The sequence below is a fragment of the Methylobacterium sp. B1 genome (genome assembly GCF_000333255.1).
Classification (GTDB): Bacteria; Pseudomonadota; Alphaproteobacteria; order Rhizobiales; family Beijerinckiaceae; genus Methylobacterium; species Methylobacterium fujisawaense.
Map to the genome: position 1 here is coordinate 1 of NZ_BACT01000556.1, position 1,456 is coordinate 1,456.

General features: G+C 69.6%; 1 protein-coding gene. It reads left to right on the forward strand.

Features of this window, described 5'->3' with window-relative positions; all coding sequences use genetic code 11:
• Nucleotides 1-1,420, forward strand: a 1,420-nt coding sequence (locus tag I53_RS16360; RefSeq protein ID WP_251982338.1) for an ATP-binding protein, incomplete at its 5' end; no start/stop codon positions are given.
• Nucleotides 1,421-1,456 lie beyond the last annotated feature (36 nt).

Sequence of the window (1,456 nt, forward strand, 5' to 3'; positions counted from 1 at the left end):
CGAGGGCCCGGGTGCGGCCGCGTTCCGACGCGGGCGGATCCTGGTGATCGACGGGAGCGCGACGTACCGGACTTTCCTCGCCGGCCTGATGGGCCAGGACGGCCATCACGTGGTCAGCGCCGACGGGCCGGACGCGGCGCTGGCCGCCCTGGACGCGGCGGCCGGCGCCGAGGCCTTCGACTGCGTGACGGTCGATCTCCTGGGCCACGCCTATGACGGCCTCGCCCTGTGCCAGGTGATCAGCGAGCGGCGCTCCGGCCAGGCGGCGGGTGCGGGCTTCCACCTCGTCGGGATCGCCGGCAGCGATCCGGCCAAGACTTTCCTCGTCGAAGCCTACGCGGCCGGGGCCGACGACGTGGTCTCGAAGACCGATGCCGAGGTCCTGGCGCTGCGGGTGCGCGGCTTCGTGCGGCGGCGCCTGCTGGAGGAGGATGACCGGCGCATCGCCGGCCAGTTCGGCGAGCGCGAGCGGGCGGTGGAGCGCGCCCGCGCCGAGGCCGAGGCGGCCGAGGCGCGGGCCGGGCTCGCCGACGCCCTGGAGCGCGCCAACCGCGACCTCGCCGACGCCAATCGCCAACTCACCGAGGCGCAGTCCAAGCTCGTCCAGGCCGCCAAGATGGCTTCGCTGGGCGAACTGGTGGCCGGCATCGCGCACGAGATCAACAACCCGCTGGCCTTCATCCTGGCCCATCAGGGCACGGTCGAACGCCTGCTCGGCGAATTGCCGGATGCCGCGCCGGACGCGGCCGCCCGCGCCGTCGACAAGGCCCGGCAACGGGTCGGCTCGATGCGGATGGGGCTGACCCGGATCCAGGATCTCGTGCTGAACCTGCGGAAGTTCTCGCGCCTCGACGAGGGCGAACGTGCCCTGGTCAACGTCCCGGAGGCGATCGAGACGGTGCTGGCCCTGATCCAGCACAAGCTCGGCGACCGGATCGCCGTGGAGCGCAGCTTCGCGGGGCGCGCCGAGATCCACTGCACCCCGGCGCTGCTCAATCAGGTGGTGATGAACATCCTGGGCAACGCCGCCGACGCGATGCCGGAGGGCGGCACGATCCGGATCACGACCCAGTCGAGCCCAGAGTTCGACGAGATCCGTATCAGCGATACCGGTCCCGGAATCCCGGATACGTTGCGGGAGAAGATCTTCGAGCCGTTCTTCACGACGAAACCGGTGGGGTCCGGTACCGGTCTGGGTCTTGCGATTGCATACAGCGTCGTTCAAGCGCATAGGCCGTCGCGAGATTGCGTGCCGCCGTGGCGCTCACGCTCAGACCCGGTCCGCTCATCGTTCGTCCTCACTCCATTCAGGGTTGCAGGCGCGCCGCATCCATCCGCAAGCAGCGGTTCGTCCCGCAGCGTATGCGGGGTCGGCGCGAGACGTCTTGATCATGACTTGATGATGATAACGGGCCGGTAGACCGCATGACCGCCAGTCGAATGATGTATTTTCCAG